The 13098-nt window shown below is 53.4% G+C and carries 10 protein-coding genes; 6 read left to right on the top strand and 4 right to left on the bottom strand.

What is annotated here, in order from left to right; genetic code table 11:
- Positions 1-8: 8 nt before the first annotated feature.
- Together J7I43_RS09505 and J7I43_RS09500 are read left to right on the top strand one after the other, a co-directional pair.
- The gene (locus tag J7I43_RS09505) at positions 9-803 is read left to right on the top strand and encodes a DUF3108 domain-containing protein (RefSeq protein WP_209145435.1); all 795 of its coding nucleotides are present in this window, start codon (positions 9-11) and stop codon (positions 801-803) included.
- Positions 804-835: 32 nt separating this feature from the next.
- Positions 836-1537, top strand: a complete 702-nt coding sequence (locus J7I43_RS09500) for a response regulator transcription factor (protein WP_209145434.1) — start codon at positions 836-838, stop codon at positions 1535-1537.
- Between the two features lie 63 nt (positions 1538-1600).
- On the opposite strand, the gene ruvB is transcribed toward J7I43_RS09500, so the two are convergent.
- The gene (gene ruvB / locus J7I43_RS09495) at positions 1601-2710 is read right to left on the bottom strand and encodes a Holliday junction branch migration DNA helicase RuvB (protein WP_317197067.1); all 1110 of its coding nucleotides are present in this window, start codon (positions 2708-2710) and stop codon (positions 1601-1603) included.
- Between ruvB and J7I43_RS09490 the strand changes: the two genes are divergently transcribed.
- Positions 2709-3689, top strand: coding sequence for a M20/M25/M40 family metallo-hydrolase (locus J7I43_RS09490; RefSeq protein WP_209145433.1), 981 nt, complete (start codon positions 2709-2711; stop codon positions 3687-3689). The genes ruvB and J7I43_RS09490 overlap by 2 nt on opposite strands.
- A 34-nt stretch (positions 3690-3723) precedes the next feature.
- On the opposite strand, the gene J7I43_RS09485 is transcribed toward J7I43_RS09490, so the two are convergent.
- Positions 3724-4578, bottom strand: a complete 855-nt coding sequence (locus tag J7I43_RS09485; protein WP_209145432.1) for an endonuclease/exonuclease/phosphatase family protein — start codon at positions 4576-4578, stop codon at positions 3724-3726.
- Positions 4579-4730: 152 nt separating this feature from the next.
- Between J7I43_RS09485 and J7I43_RS09480 the strand changes: the two genes are divergently transcribed.
- Together J7I43_RS09480 and J7I43_RS09475 are read left to right on the top strand one after the other, a co-directional pair.
- Positions 4731-5111 carry a hypothetical protein gene (locus J7I43_RS09480; RefSeq protein WP_209145431.1) on the top strand — a complete coding sequence of 127 codons (381 nt, stop codon included), beginning with the start codon at positions 4731-4733 and terminating at the stop codon, positions 5109-5111.
- A 34-nt stretch (positions 5112-5145) separates the two neighbouring features.
- Positions 5146-5394 carry a hypothetical protein gene (locus J7I43_RS09475; protein ID WP_209145430.1) on the top strand — a complete coding sequence of 83 codons (249 nt, stop codon included), beginning with the start codon at positions 5146-5148 and terminating at the stop codon, positions 5392-5394.
- 52 nt (positions 5395-5446) lie between these two features.
- Here J7I43_RS09475 and J7I43_RS09470 read toward each other — a convergent pair whose 3' ends face one another.
- Positions 5447-8584 carry a S41 family peptidase gene (locus J7I43_RS09470; RefSeq protein ID WP_209145429.1) on the bottom strand — a complete coding sequence of 1046 codons (3138 nt, stop codon included), beginning with the start codon at positions 8582-8584 and terminating at the stop codon, positions 5447-5449.
- Positions 8585-9276: 692 nt separating this feature from the next.
- Positions 9277-12054, bottom strand: a complete 2778-nt coding sequence (gene leuS, locus J7I43_RS09465; RefSeq protein ID WP_209145428.1) for a leucine--tRNA ligase — start codon at positions 12052-12054, stop codon at positions 9277-9279.
- A 171-nt stretch (positions 12055-12225) separates the two neighbouring features.
- On the opposite strand from leuS, the gene J7I43_RS09460 reads away from it, so the two are divergent.
- A complete protein-coding gene (locus J7I43_RS09460; protein ID WP_209145427.1) occupies positions 12226-13098 on the top strand; it encodes a cell division protein FtsX in 873 nt (290 codons plus the stop codon).

Raw genomic sequence — 13098 nt, 5'->3', positions numbered from 1 at the left:
ACAGATCGATGAAGTATTTTCTATTGTTATTTTGCGGGTTAACTGTTTTAGCCACCGGCGCCGGCGCGCAGGATAACTTCTGCGGCATCACCAATACCAGCTTCAAAGTAGGCGAATCCATCACCCTCAAGGTGTTCTACAACCTCGGCAGCGTATTCGTAGGCGCCGGCGAAGCCACTTTTTCCTCCAAACTGGAACGTTACAACGGCAAAGACGTATACCACGTCATCGGCGAAGGCCGCACCTACCGCACCTACGACTGGATCTTCAAAGTACGCGACAAATACGAAAGTTATATCGATACCGCCACCATGCTGCCCATGCGCTTCATCCGCAACGTAAGCGAAGGCGGCCATACCATTTACAACAACGTAGGCTTCAACCGCGAAGCCGGCACCGCCACCAGCACCAATGGCACCTTCAAAGTGCCCAATTGCATACAGGACGTGATCAGCGCCATCTATTACGCCCGCAACATCGACTTTTCCAAATACAAACCGGAAGACAAAATACCCTTCACCATGTTCCTCGACGACGAAGTGTACAACATCTACATCCGGTACATGGGCAAAGAGGAAGTATCCACGCGCTTCGGCACGTTCAGGGCCATCAAATTCAAGCCCCTGCTCATTAAAGGCACTATCTTCGAAGGCGGCGAGCAAATGACCGTGTGGGTGAGCGACGACGGGAACAAGATACCCCTGCGCATAGACAGCCCCATTTCCGTGGGCAGCATCAAGGTGGACATGATCAATTACAGCAACCTCCGCCATGCCCTCAGCTCCCTGGTGAAGAAAAGATAGTTATATTTGTTGCAGCTTAAAATCATTTAGATATGGAAGAACGCAAACCTAAGATCCTGCTGGCGGAAGACGATACCAACCTCGGCATGGTATTGAAAAATTATCTCGAACTGAACGATTACGACGTGGAATTGTGCAGGGACGGCATACTGGCGCTCGCCGCCTTCCGCCGCGAGAAGTTCGACATCTGCCTGCTGGACATCATGATGCCCAATATGGACGGTTTTAAGCTGGCCGAAGAGATCCGCGATGTAGACCCGGACATCCCCCTGTTCTTCCTTTCCGCCAAAACCATGAAGGAAGACATTATCCAGGGCTACAAGCTGGGGGCAGACGATTACATTTCCAAACCCTTCGACAGTGAGCTGCTGCTGCTGAAAATAAAAGCCATCCTCAAACGCAACCAGGAACTGAGCAATAAGGAAGAAGAACAGTTCGAGTTCAATATCGGGCAATATCACTTCAACTCAAGGCTCCGCACCCTCACCAAAGCCGGCGACAGCCATACGCTTTCCCCCAAGGAAAACGAGCTGCTGCACATGCTTTGCGAGCATAAAAACGACCTGCTGCCGCGCGAAGTGGCGCTGAAAAAGATCTGGGGCAGCGATACGTATTTCAACGGCCGCAGCATGGACGTGTACATCGCCAAATTGCGCAAATACCTGAAAGACGATTCGAATATCGAGATCGTGAACATCCACGGCAATGGTTTCAGGCTGGTAGTGAAAGATTAAGACAACTGCTTCATAAAACGAAAAAAGCACCGCATGCGGTGCTTTTTTTATGCGGGGAATAATTTAGAATAACAGGTTGGAGCCGCCTTTCAGCGGGGTTTTGCCGAGATGCGTGTAGGCTTTTTCCGTTACCTCACGCCCGCGCGGCGTGCGTTTGATAAAACCTTCCTGGATCAGGAAAGGCTCGTACACTTCTTCCAGCGTGCCCGCTTCTTCGCCCACTGCCGTGGCAATGGTGGTAATGCCCACGGGGCCGCCCTTGAAATTTTCGATGATCACGTTCAGGATGCGGTTGTCCATTTCGTCGAGGCCGTATTCGTCTACGCTCAGCGCTTTAAGGCTGAACTGCGCGATCTCCAGGTCTATCACGCCATTGCCCACCACCTGCGCAAAGTCGCGCACACGGCGCAGCAGGCCGTTGGCGATACGCGGCGTGCCCCGCGAACGGCGGGCGATCTCGGCCGCCGCGTCTGACGTGATCTTGGAGCCCAGCAATCCCGCCGCGCGCCAGATGATCTTTTGCAAGGTGCCTGCGGAGTAATATTCCAGCCGGCTTTTGATGCCGAAGCGGCTCAGCAGCGGCGCGGTAAGCAGGCCGGAGCGCGTGGTGGCGCCCACCAGCGTGAAAGGGTGCAGGTTGATCTGAACGGAACGGGCGTTGGGGCCTGAATCGATCATGATATCGATCCGGTAATCTTCCATCGCGGAATAAAGATATTCTTCCACCACCGTGCTCAGCCGGTGGATCTCGTCTACAAACAGTACGTCGTTCGGCTCAAGATTGGTCAGCAGGCCGGCCAGGTCGCCCGGCTTTTCGATCACCGGGCCGGAAGTTTCACGGATGTTCACGCCCAGCTCGTTGGCCACAATGCGGGAAAGGGTGGTTTTGCCCAGCCCCGGGGGGCCGTGGAACAGGATGTGGTCCAGCGCCTCGCCGCGCATTTTCGCCGCTTTGATAAATATCTTGAGATTTTCAATGATCTGGTCCTGCCCGGAAAAATCAATGATTTCCCTGGGCCGGATGCTGTTCTCAAATTCTTTCTCCGCGGCGCTCAGCCGGTTCTCATCTGGTCTCAGGTTTGAATTGGACATATCTTCGCCTTTCAGCACCAAAAGTAATGAGAAATTGTAGAGGATATTTCCTTTATTTTTATCGAAATCTTTACCATCCATGAAATTAAGCGCACTATGCCTTTTAGGCGTACTGGCGGCGGGAATCGCGCCCGCGCAGGCACAGCAGATCAGCGAACCGGAAGTGACCCGCATCATCAGCACGCTGGCGGCAGACAGCATGCAGGGCCGCATGACCTACACGCCGGGCATCGAAAAAGCATCCGTTTTTATAGCGGAAGAGTTCCGCAAAGCAGGACTGGAGCCGCTTCCCGGGGAAAAGGACTTCCTGCAGCGGTTCATCACCAGCGGCCGGAAAGTGTTGCCGTTGGATTCGGCTTCCGCGGTTGCGGAACCAAAACATCTTCACAACCTGGCCGGCATGATCAAAGGCAGCAGCAAACCGGATGAATACGTGATCTTTTCCGCACATTACGACCACATCGGCATACAAAAAGCGGAAGAAGGAGATAGTATCGCCAATGGTGCGGACGATGATGCATCGGGTGTTACGGCGGTGATATTGCTGGCGAATTATTTCAGGGAACATGCGCCGGAGCGCAGTGTGATATTCGCGGCTTTTACCGCGGAAGAGATCGGCGGCTTCGGGTCGCGTTATTTTTCCCGGCAGCTGGACCCCGCGAAGATCGTGGCGATGTTCAACATCGAAATGATCGGAAAGGAATCCAAATTTGGCCGCAACAGCGCGTTCATTACGGGTTTCGAGCGGTCGGACTTCGGGAAGATATTGCAGGCGAACCTCGAGGGCTCCAGCTTCCGTTTTTACCCTGACCCTTACCCGGAACAGCGGCTTTTTTACCGGTCAGACAATGCGACGCTCGCGCGACTCGGCGTGCCGGCCCATACTATTTCCACCACGCAGATCGACAAGGATACGCTGTACCACAGCGTAAACGACGAAGTGGAATCGCTGGACATGAAGAATATCGCGGACATCATCGAGGCGATCGCTGTCAGTTCGGGGAGTATTGTAGGCGGGAAAGACGCGCCGACGCGGATTGCGCCGGAAAATAAAGACTAAAAAAAAGGCCGCTGTTGAAGCGGCCTTTTCCTTTTTATAAAGTGAGATTAGCGAAAACCGAGTAGTGGTCGGAGGCGAACAAACCTTTCCATGATTGGGTGATGGTGGCGTGTTGCAGCACTTTCCAGTTGCCTTTCAGGAAAATATAATCGATCGGGTCGTTGGCGGTTTCGTGCGGCTGGAAGCTGTTGAACGTGCAATCGGGCCCGTAATGCGGTATTTTGCTGAGTGGTTTGGAATCTTTGAGATGAAGCGGGTTTTGTTCGTCAGTGATCACGCGGATGGGATCGTCTTTCGGCATGGCATTGAAATCGCCGGTGACTACGACGGGCAGTTTGCCGCTGATTTTTGCAACTTTTTCCAGTAGTAGTTTGGCGCTTTCGTGGCGGGCGGTCCTGCCCCGGTGATCGAAATGGGTATTGAAGTGGTAGAATTCTTTTTTGGTAAGGCGGTCGCGGAAGCGGGCATAGGTCACGATGCGGGGAAGCTGGGCGTCCCAGCCTTTGCTGCCAACGGTTTCGGGCGTTTCAGACAGCCAGAAGGTTTGGGATTGCAGCAGTTGCAGGCGGGTAGTGTCGTAAAAAATGGCAGAGAACTCGCCTTTTTTATCGCCGTCGTCGCGGCCTACGCCAACGAACTTATATTGCGGGAGGCGTTGGGCGAGGTCTTCCATCTGGTCCCAGAGGGCTTCCTGGACGCCGAGGATAACGGGTTGGTGGAAGAGAACCTGGGAGGCGACCTTGTCTTTGCGGTTAGGCCAGGCGTTGGCGCTGTCTTTCGGGTTGTTGTAACGGATATTGAAAGACATGACGCGGATATTGCGGTCTTGCGCCAGCGCGGTGGCGGCGGCGAAGAGGCAGAGCAGCAGTACGGTGGTGATCCTTTTCATGACGACAAGTTAATAATTATACTTTTCAGAATACATCCAAAATACGGAGATATTCTATTTTTAACATGAGATTTTCTCAGCCTCTTTTTTTCCCCCGGTTCCCCCCTTCACTTAATTTTACCCCAACGCAACATTGAAAAAAATGCATGTTTATGGACAGATTTTCGTTGGACCTCGCCGGGAAGGACTACTGCCCTGTGAGGCTGCAGGGGCTTACGTTCGAGGACGACCAGGGAAGTTTCCACGCGCATCTCCCCGGGCTGGACCTGAGCGGTTACGGCGAATCGCGGCGCGATGCGAAGGAATGCCTGGAAGTGATCCTGCGGGAATTTTTTAAGGATATGCTGCAGAAGGGCATGCTGGAAGAAGACCTGATCGCTCGTGGCTGGTCTTTCGGGGATGAACTGATCTGGCCGCCGCTGGAGGAAAAAGCTGGTATTACCGATATGCTGAAGCTGATCCGGAACGGTTCGGCGGTGCGGGGTTTTACCTGCACGATCGATATGCCTTACCCGCGGGCGAATGCTTCCTGAATGTTTTGATGTGTTAACCGCCAGACTGTTTGTTATGACCGATGATCGTTTGCCGTCCGGTATTCCGCTGGATTTGTTCCGCTCGTTTTTAATGTCGAAAGGGTTCCAGTTCAGGTTTGTTCCGGGCGGGTTTGAGAAGTGGCACCGTCCGGGTAAATACAGGCCTGTCATTATCCGCATGTACCAGGACCCTGTTCCGCAATTCACGGTGAGGACCGCTTTGCGCAGTATGTTGCTGGAACCGGAAGACCTGCGGGCTTTTATGGAGCAGGAGCTGAAATAAAACAGGGCCGGTGCGTGCCGGCCCTGTCGGGAAAATTGAGGCGTGTCGCGGGTTATTTGATGTCTTTCAGTACTTCCTGCACGGCCCTTTCGAGCTGGGGGTCTTTGTTTTCCATCCGGTCCGTAAAAGTTGTTTTTACATAGATGTCCGGGGAAACACCTTCTTTCTCGAGGTTTTTGCCGTCGAGCGTGTAGCAGCCCCAGGAAGGCAGGCGGTAGAACGAGCCGTCTACCAGTCCTTTGCCGGATGTGAAAATGATCCAGCGGTAGGATTCCGTGCCGATGATCTTGCCGAGTTTCAGTGCTTTGAAACCGGCGGCGGTCATTTCCGCATCGCTCAGCGATTGTTCGTTGATGAGCAGTACGATGGGTTTGCCGGCGGGGGCGAAGTTAGGCTGGGGGGAGAGTTTGCCTTCGCGATATTGCCATTGCAGGTACGGGCGCTGCGACAGGAATTTCAGCACTTCGTCGTGCACGTTGCCGCCGGTATTGTAACGGAGATCGAGAATGAGCGCGTCTTTGCTGCCGAGTTTGGCGGCCATGTCGATCAGGAATTTTTCGAGCTCGTAAGTGCCCATGTTTTTCATGCAGGTGTAGGCTACTTTGTTGTTGCTGAGCTGGTCTACGCGTTTTTCGTTATCCGCGATCCACTCGTCGTAGAGCTGATCGTTGAGATAGTAGTAGGGTTGCGGGTGCAGCCTTACGTCGAATGGTTTGCCGTTGCGTTCGAAGGTAAGCGTCATTTCTCTTTCGAAGGCGGGGCGGGTAAAGTATTGATCGCGGCAGAGCTTGTTATCTACCGCCGTGCCGTTCACTTTGGTGAGAATGTCTCCCTGCCGGATGTCGATGTTCTGTTTGTCTGCCGAACTGTTGGTGATGATTCGGTTTACCTTGTAGGGCTGCAGGTTGTCGAACTGGATGCCCGTTTCCATGGTGCGGTAGCTCAGCGTGATCTTTTCTTCATCGCCGTAGCTGTTGAACCCGAGATGTGAAGAATTCAGTTCGCCCAGCATATCGTTGAGCATCACGCGCAGGTCCGCGCGGTTGTTGATATATGGGAGGAAGCGGGCGTAATCGTCGCGGAGCCTGGCCCAGTTGGCGCCGTGGAAGTCTGCATTGTAGAAATTTTCTTCCACGTTGGCCCAGGTTTCATAAAATATCTGGCTGAACTCGGCGCTGAGGTTCCGGTAGAAAGACTGGTTGATATTGATGACGTCGAGCTTGTTGGCGTCGGGGTTCAGCTTGTTGATATTGCCGCCGGCGAGCGCGTAGAGTTTGCCGTCCACTTCACAGATAACGGATACACCTCTTTCGGTGCCGGCGATCTTGTCCGTTTTATTTTCCTCGAATGGCTCGATCACGGTTTTCCATAATGCGGATTTGCCGTCGGAGTGATTGGAGGCGTAGTATACGGTGGTTTTATCGCCTTTCTGCGAAATATGAAAAGGCCCGTATTGGGAGCCGAAGTCGGGGCTGATCTGTTGCGTGCGCTGCATGATCTTTTCCGCGTCGATCGTGATGTCTTTCACGACGGGCTCGGTTTTGGCGGCTGTTTTGGAAGTATCTTTCTTTTCTTCTTTTTTGAAGAGCTCGTCGAATTTATCGGCGCGGAAAGGCTGGTCCACTTTCTCCAGCGCGATGCGGTACACTTTCGCGTTGCTCATTCCGAACGGATAAGCGGGTTTGGTGCGGGAAGAAGTGAAGTAAATATATTTCCCGTCGGGCGACCAGTATGGATACGTTTCCGTAACGCCGGTACCGGTGAGGTTGGTGGTCGTATTTTTTTTCAGGTTGTGTACGAAGATGTCCTGCTCAAAATTGCGGTAGGCGGTGAACACAACGTATTCATCGTTGGGTGAGAAGCTGGGGTCTGCGTTCTGGAAGGCCCAGATCTCGTCTTTTACGATGGTTTTGGATTCGAGGGTTTTGAGGTCCAGGATGCGTACTTCGTCGCGCCCGCTGAGATACACGGCCTGTGTGCGTTTTTTGTTCATGTTCAGCGCGCGGTTGTTGCGTTTGTCGCCGGTATGTTGTTTGGCGTTGCCGCTACCGTCCGCCGGTATGGTATACCAGTTGAGGTAGCCGTTGAGGGTCTGGTTGAACAGCAGCGTGCGGTTGTCTGCCAGCCATTGCACCTGCACCGCGCGTTCTTCGGGGCGGGAGAGCTGTTTTACGAATTTGCCTTCGATGTCTGATACAAACAGCTCACCGCGGGAAATGAAGGCCAGTTTTTTACCATCGGGAGAAACGTCGAAGTGCGTGATCTTGTCTTTTACCTCGAAGTTCTGTTCCTTGGGAAGCACAGGGTTGCGGAAGAGTTTGACGGCCAGCTTTTCGGCTTTGCCGGCTGCAACATCGTAAATCCATATCTGGTAGTCTTTTTCAAACACCACTTTGCCGCCGTTGGCGTTGGCAAAGGGCCTTTTGATGGAAGTGGGAAAACTGGTGAGCGCTTTTTTGGCGCCGCCTGCGAAGGTGTAAAGATTGTATTCGCCGTTGCTTTCGTCGGAGGTGAAATAGATATTCCCTTTGCGGTCGATGGTGGTCCAGAGGTCTTTGCCGCGGTAATCGGTATACCTTTTATAGGTTTTGGTGGCGGGTATGTAGGATTGGATATCCGGGTTAAAGTCGCCTTTGTAGCGTTTGCGGTTCGCCATGGAGCTGCTTTCCCAGGTATCGTTGAAGAACAGTTCGCCGGAAGTGGGATGTTCCACTACGTTGTGGATGAGATTGAAGAAGTGGGGAAATACGCGCACGGGCGTTCCGCCGTCGATGCCGACCTTGTAGCTGTGGGCATTGCCGGAGCGGCTGGAAGTGAAATAAACGGAGCGGGAATCCCAGCTCCAGGATTCCACCTGGTCCGATGCTTCGTGGATGGTGAGTTGTTTTACTTCGCCGCCGTCTATGGGTATCAGGAAAACGTCTGCGTTGCCGAACTGGGTAGCGGTAAATGCGATCCACTTGCCGTCGGGGGATACCTTGGGAAGGGTCTCATTGCCTTGCATGGCGGTGAGGCGGGTAGCCTGGGGACGTTGTATATCTGTTTTCCAGAGGTCGCCTTCGTAGCTGAAGATCACGGTCTGTCCATCCGGGGTAAGGGTGGGATAGGTGGTGAAATAGGCTTCTGTGGTTTGCGCCTGGGCCGGCGGGTACAGGAAAACGGCCAGGAGCACGGGGATTAAAGCTCTCATAAAGCTGGGTGATTTTAGTTAATGGGAAATTAAGAAGGAATCGCGGGATGTGGAAACCTTTTATCATGATTATTTACTGCAAGATCATTTGCTGTGGGTACGGGCGCAGGGATTAGGCCGCTGTGGTGCAGGGCGTCGGAGCGGGTCTGGAAGCCGGATAAAGAGGCCGGATAACGAGGCCGGATGAAGACAAAGGGGAGGATTGGCTGCATTTGGAACGTCGCGGCGGCTGTGGCCGTGTTCGTTGGAAGGAGGCGGCTGCATGATCGCGGGAGATGGGGCGATCGCGATCGTTGAGGGAACAACTTGGATACAGGCATTGTTGATAACTACGGCTGCGATCACAGCGGCATGTCTTAGTGCAGGGCATTAGAAAAACGAAGCGCTGGAGGCTTTACGCCCGCATGGGGCTGCTGGTTGCTATATAGGTAAGCAAAGCAGAATCAAAAACAGATAAGTGCCGGATTGCCGGTATATAGCGTTACTGGCTGCAGCAGCCCATGGTCGCAGTAGCCATGGTGGCAACAGAACGTTATGCCAATAATGCAAAAAGGAGACAGCGGCGGATACCGCGCAGGTATGATCAGCCGATGCAACCAGACCGCAGCGAAGCACTGCCATCCTGCAAACGGGCGACAAAAAAAATCCCGGGTGAAACAATTCAACCGGGACCGATATCATTCAACCTTGCATCAGATCACCACATTGATCATCTTGCCGGGCACAAAAATGATTTTTTTGATCGTTTGCCCGTCCGTCCATTTCTGGATCACCTCGTTGGAAAGTGCGATTTGGTGCACTTCTTCGGTGCTCGCGTCCAGTGAAATATTAATGGTCGTACGCAGTTTGCCGTTCACGGAAACAGGGTATTCCTTGGTGCTTTCCACCACGTATTTTTCCTCGAATACAGGGAAGGAAGCATCCAGCACGGAACCGCTGTTGCCGATCGCCTGCCACAGCTCTTCGCAGACGTGCGGAGCATAAGGCGTCAGCAACACGAGCATTTGCTCGAGCACCGCTTTTTTATTGCATTTCAGGTCGGTCAGTTCGTTTACGCATACCATGAACGCGCTCACTGCCGTATTGTACGACATACGCTCGGTATCCTCCTCGATCTTCCTGATGGTCTTGTGCAGAGTTTTCAGTTCGTCGGCCGTAGGCTCGCCGGTTTTTACGATCAGGCCCTTCTGTTCGTCCATAAACAGGCGCCAGAACTTCTTGAGAAAACGGTGTACGCCCTCGATGCCCTTGGTTTCCCAGGGTTTGCTCTGCTCTACCGGCCCGAGGAACATTTCGTACATACGGAACGTGTCCGCGCCGAACTTATCGACCAGCATATCCGGGTTCACGGTGTTGAACTTGCTTTTGCTCATCTTTTCGGAGAGTGTGCCGCAAATGTACTTTCCGTCTTCGAGGATGAACTGGGCATTGGAGTAATCTGCGCGCCACTGACGGAACGCCTCGGTATCCAGCTCTACGCCGTCTACGATATTCACGTCCACGTGCAGCTCGTCGGTGTCGTATTTATCTTTCAGCCCGGCAGACACATACTGGTTCGTACCGCGAACACGGTATACCAACCTGCTGCTGCCGGTGATCATGCCTTGGTTCACCAGTTTTTTATATGGCTCGTCGAAGCCGATAAAACCCAGGTCGAATAAGGCTTTCGTCCACATGCGGGAATAGAGCAGGTGCCCCACGGCATGTTCCGTGCCGCCGATGTAAAGATCAACCTGGCCCCAGTAATCGGATATCTTCCGGTCGCAGAAAGCCTGGTCGTTATGCGGGTCCATATACCGCAGGAAATACCAGCTGCTGCCGGCATAACCGGGCATGGTATTGGTTTCCCGGCGCAATGAAGTGCCCGCGGCTGCAGGCAGGTTCACCCAGTCGGTCACATTCGCGAGCGGGCCTTCGCCTTCTTCGCCCGGACGGTAATTTTCCACGTGCGGCAGTTCCAGCGGCAACTGGTCTTCCGGAAGCGCCTCGGGAATACCATTGCGGTAAAGGATCGGGAACGGCTCGCCCCAATAACGCTGGCGGCTGAAACCCGCGTCGCGCATGCGGAAATTGATCTGCCGCTTGCCGATGCCAAGGTTTTCTATTTTGTCGACCACCAGGTTCATGGCTTCTTTCATTTCCACGCCGGTGATAAAATCACTGTTGAACAGTTTGCCTTCCTTGGTCGGATTGGCCTCTTCACCGTTAAACGCATCCCCCAGGATATTGGTGATGGGAATATTGAAATGTTTGGCAAAGCTGAAGTCGCGCTGATCGCCGCAGGGCACGGCCATAATGGCGCCGGTGCCATAACCGGCCAGTACGTACTCCGATGTCCAGATCGGGATTTTCCGGCCGTCGAAAGGATTGACCGCGTAAGCGCCCGTAAAACAGCCGGTGATCTGTTTCACCTCGGCCATACGCTCGCGCTCGGAGCGGCTTTGTACGTATTCTTTGTATGCTGCGATCGCTTCGTGTTGTTCGGAAGTGGTGATACGTTCCACCAGCTCATGTTCCGGCGCGATCACCATAAAGTCCACGCCGAAAATAGTGTCCGGCCGCGTAGTGTACACCACGATGTCGTCCAGCGAACCGGCGATGTTGAATTTGATCTCCGCGCCCTGGCTTTTGCCGATCCAGTTGCGCTGCATGTCTTTCATGGCCTCGCTGTAAGAGACTTTTTCCAGTCCTTCCAGCAGCCTGTCCGCATACTCGGTGATCCGCAGGAACCACTGGCGCATTTTTTTCTTGATCACGGGATGGCCGCCGCGTTCGCTCACGCCGTTCACCACTTCGTCGTTCGCCAGCACGGTACCCAGCGCGGGGCACCAGTTCACCTCGGCATAAGCCAGGTAAGCCAGGCGGTATTCCATCAGGATCTCCTGCTGGCGCTCGTAGGAAAACTGGTTCCATTCGTCGGCATTGAAGCGGATCTGCCGGTCGCCGGGGCATTCGTGGTGCGCGTTGCCATCGGCCTCGAAGATGCGTACGAGCGTTTCCACCGGCTCCGCTTTGTTTGCGTGGCGGTTATACCAGGCGTTGAACAGCTGGAGGAAGATGTATTGCGTCCATTTGTAGTAAGAAGGGTCACTGGTACGGAACTCACGGTCCCAGTCGAAACAGAAACCGATATTGTCCAGCTGGCTGCGAAAGGAATTGATATTGGCTTCCGTGGTCACGGCCGGGTGCTGACCGGTTTCGAGGGCGTACTGCTCGGCAGGAAGGCCGAATGCGTCGTACCCCATCGGGTGCAGCACGTTAAATCCTTTAAGGCGTTTGAAACGGGCGTATATGTCCGATGCAATATACCCCAGCGGATGGCCCACATGCAAACCCGCCCCGGAAGGGTACGGGAACATGTCCAGCACGTAACACTTGGGCTTGCTGCTGTTGTTGCTGACCTTGTAAGCCCCGGTTTTTACCCAGTGCTCCTGCCATTTCCGTTCGATCTGCCTGAAATTATACTCCATATGCGTAAAAAGCCCGGATTTCCGGGCGGTTATAAGTAATTTAATGTTTTGCACGGCATTTTCCAACCGGCCCCATTTTTACATAATAAAAAATGTTAAAATACCGTTTGGGATGGCAAATGTAAACATAACTCCTAATTTTTATTATTTTCGCCCATAAACTAAAGAGGAATGGCTCAATCAGGGAAATCATCAGCAAAGAAATCGAAGCCGTCGTATATCTATTCAATCATTGGTGTTACACTGGTATTGATATTGCTCGGCGTACTCGGCCTTTTTATGATCAATGCCCGGAACCTTAGCCGTTATTTCAAGGAAAGCATTGAGTTACAGGTGTTTCTGCGCGAAACCGTGAAAGACCAGCAGGCCATCCTGCTGAAAGATTCACTGGCCGTTCTGCCCTTCGTGAAACAGATCGAATACGTGTCGAAAGACATGGCCGCCGAACGTTTCAAAAAGGAAAACCCGGAAGAGAATTTCGCCATCCTGGGCTACAACCCGCTGGACGCAAGTATCGACATCACCCTGTACGAACGTTACGTACATCCGGACAGCCTGAAGATGATCGAAGATCATATCAAGAACAGGGTGGCCGTTCGTGAGCTGAATTACCCGAAAACCCTGGTCACCCAGGTGCTGGACAAGGCGCAGAAGATCGGGATGGTGCTGCTCGTGATCAGCATTGTCATGGCGATCGTCGTGCTTTTCCTCATAGACAATACTATCCGCCTGGCAATGTACAGCAACCGCTTCCTGATAAAAACCATGCAAATGGTGGGAGCCACCCGCTGGTTCATCGCCAAACCCTTCGATATGCGCAGCATCATCAACGGCGCCATCAGCGCAGTACTGGCCATCGCAGGCCTCATCGCCCTGATGTACACGGCTGAATCGGCCCTGCCGGAACTGAAAGGCATGCGCGATTATTGGATGACGGGCCTGCTGTTTCTCGGGCTTATCGCCATCGGCATCGTGATCTCCCTGCTGAGCACGCACCGCGCGGTGATGAAGTACCTGAAACTGAAACTGGACGATTTATATTGA

It is taken from the genome of Chitinophaga chungangae, from assembly GCF_017742215.1.
Lineage (GTDB): Bacteria > Bacteroidota > Bacteroidia > Chitinophagales > Chitinophagaceae > Chitinophaga > Chitinophaga chungangae.
This window is presented reverse-complemented; position numbering and strand designations above follow the sequence as displayed.